At 71.3% G+C, this 2,293-nt stretch carries 2 protein-coding genes; both read left to right on the forward strand.

The features are described from left to right. The first annotated feature begins 309 nt into the window (after positions 1-309). Complete coding sequence (locus GV126_RS32505; RefSeq protein ID WP_159674558.1) at positions 310-1,299, forward strand: carbohydrate ABC transporter permease; 990 nt, start codon at positions 310-312, stop codon at positions 1,297-1,299. Between the two features lie 14 nt (positions 1,300-1,313). Further along, positions 1,314-2,234, forward strand: a complete 921-nt coding sequence (locus GV126_RS32510; RefSeq protein ID WP_159674560.1) for a carbohydrate ABC transporter permease — start codon at positions 1,314-1,316, stop codon at positions 2,232-2,234. The last annotated feature ends 59 nt before the right edge of the window (positions 2,235-2,293 follow it).

The following is a 2,293-nucleotide window of genomic DNA, read 5'->3' on the forward strand; positions in this document are numbered from 1 at the left end:
CGCGGGCGCGGGGGGCGCGCCCGGGCTGGGGTGGCGGCCTGCGGGGGCCCCCCCCGCGGGGGGGGGGGGGGGCCCGCGCGGGGCGGGGGGGGGGGGGGGGGGCGGCCGGGGGGGGGGGGGGGGCGGGGGGCCCCCCCCCGGGGACCCCCGCGGGGCGGGGGTGTCCGGGTCGCGGGCCGAAAGCCCAAACCCCCCCGGCGGGCCCCCCCCGTCTGGGCGCGCGGGCGGCGGGCCGGGTAACGCCGTCGCCCCACCTCGCCCCCGCCCCTGCCCGACCCGGCCGAAACCTTCCAGGGAAGGACTCCCTCCGTGGCAACGACAACCCCCACACGGGGTGCCCACACCCCGCCACCCGGCGCCGTGGGCACCCCCACCGGACGCAGCAAGTGGCGCACCCGCCTGTGGCGCCTGGACGACAAGGTCTCGCCGTACGCCTACATCTCACCCTTCTTCCTCGTCTTCGGTGCCTTCGGGCTCTACCCGCTGATCTACACGGGCTGGATCGCCCTGCACCGGGTCGAGATGGTGAGCATGAACCAGTCCGAGTGGGTCGGCTGGGGCAACTTCGACAAGATCCTGCACGACTCCGAGTTCTGGACGGCGGTCGCCAACACCTTCGTCATCGGCGTCATCTCCACCGTCCCGCAGCTGCTCGTGGCGCTGGGCCTGGCCCACCTGCTCAACTACAAGCTGCGCGCCACCACCTTCTGGCGCACCGTCATCCTCACGCCGTACGCCACCTCGGTGGCCACCGCCGCCCTGGTCTTCGCCCTGGTCTTCCGCGCGGACGGCGGCCTGCTCAACTGGGTGCTGCACTTCGTCGGGTTCGGCCACACCAACTGGGCCAACGGGCACTGGACGTCGAAGATCGCCATCTCGGTCATCGTGATCTGGCGGTGGACCGGCTACAACGCCCTGATCTACCTGGCGGCCATGCAGGCGGTGCCCAGCGACCTGTACGAGGCCGCCTCGATCGACGGGGCCACGCGCTGGCAGCAGTTCCGCAAGGTGACCATTCCCTCGCTGCGGCCGACGATCCTGTTCACCATCGTCATCTCGACCATCGGCTCCATGCAGTTGTTCGGTGAGCCGTTGCTGCTGGAAGGCGGCTCCACCGGGACCACCGGAGGCAACCAGAACCAGTACGAGACGCTCAGCATCTACCTCTACAACTACGGCTGGAAGCTGGGGCACCTGGGCCGGGCGGCGGCCGTGGCGTGGGCGATGCTCGTGCTGCTGCTGCTCATCGCCCTGATCAACTGGATCGTCGGCCGGTTCGTGCGCAAGAGCGCGGCCTGACGGGAGCGACAACGATGACCACGACCAGTCCCACCGACACCGCCCCCGACCTCGGCCGCCGGCCCCTGACCCCCGCACCCGGCAGGCGCCGCAGCCGGTTCGGGATCGGCGCGGGCCAGCAGCTCAAGGGCGGCCCGTTCACCTACATCGCGCTGGCCGTCGTCGGCCTCGGCTCGATCCTCCCCCTGTACTGGACGCTGGTGGCCGCCTCCCACGACCAGCAGCGGGTCCTGGACACCCCGCCGCCGCTCGTGCCGGGCGGCAGGCTGTGGCACAACCTCCAGGCCGCCTGGGACCAGGCCCACCTGGGGAAGGCCATCGTCAACAGCCTCATCGTGGCCGGCTGCATCACGGTGGCCACGCTGTTCTTCTGCACCCTGGCCGGGTACGCCTTCGCCAAGATGCGCTTCCGCGGCCGGAACGTGCTGATGACCGCCGTCATCGCCACCCTGACCATCCCGCCGCAGCTGAGCGTCGTCCCGCTGTTCATGATGATGTCGGACCTCGGCTGGAACGGGCACCTGGAGTCGGTGATCTTCCCGACGCTGGTCGGCGCCTTCGGCGTGTTCTTCATGCGCCAGTACCTGATCGAGGCGCTGCCCTACGAGCTGATCGAGGCGGCCAAGGTGGACGGCGCGAGCAACATCCGCATCGTCTGGAACGTCGTCCTGCCCGTGGCCCGGCCCGCGATGATGGTGCTCGGCATGCTCACCTTCGTGCAGGCCTGGAACGACTTCTTCTGGCCCTTCCTGGCCCTGAACCAGGACAACCCCACCCTCCAGGTGGCGCTCGGCCAGCTCCAGGCCTCCTACACGCCCGACCAGAGCATCGTGATGGCGGGCGCGCTGATCAGCACCCTGCCGCTGCTGCTCGTCTTCGTGCTCTTCGGCAAGCAGATCGTCGGAGGCATCATGGCGGGCGCCGTCAAGGGCTGACCCCTCCGGCGCGCGGGGCGGGACCGACGGCGACGACGATCCGCCGGACCCGCCCCGCC

The organism is Streptomyces mexicanus (assembly GCF_902506575.1).
GTDB classification, from domain to species: Bacteria; Actinomycetota; Actinomycetes; order Streptomycetales; family Streptomycetaceae; genus Streptomyces; species Streptomyces mexicanus.

Excerpts from the sequence above, each read along its gene's own strand:
- GV126_RS32510 (WP_159674560.1), top strand. The coding sequence starts at position 1,314 with ATGACCACGACCAGTCCCACCGACACCGCCCCCGACCTCGGCCGCCGG.